The organism is Streptomyces exfoliatus (assembly GCF_000725545.1).
GTDB lineage: Bacteria > Actinomycetota > Actinomycetes > Streptomycetales > Streptomycetaceae > Streptomyces > Streptomyces exfoliatus.
Map to the genome: position 1 here is coordinate 1 of NZ_JNZP01000117.1, position 249 is coordinate 249.

The 249-nt window shown below is 66.3% G+C and carries 1 pseudogene; it reads left to right on the plus strand.

The features are described from left to right. Nucleotides 1–249 (plus strand): annotated as a pseudogene (locus IO20_RS41095) (hypothetical protein); the annotation flags it as partial.

Genomic DNA, 249 nt, shown 5'->3' on the forward strand with positions numbered 1-249 from the left:
AGGTCTGTGGTGGTGGGTGTGGGCGGATTCTGCCGAGGAGATCGTCGATTCCTGCGCCGAGGTTGAGGTGATCACGAACCCTGACGCCGTGGGACGTGCCGAGACGTGGGACTTGGAGGAGGTCTACCTTGACGCTCCGGATCCCAATCCGCTGTCCAGCTTCCGCGCGCAGAGGGCTGCCCAGCGCGGTCAGCCCGGATTCGCCGTCCTGCTGGGACGGGACCGCGTCTACTTGCGCTGGCCGGAGTT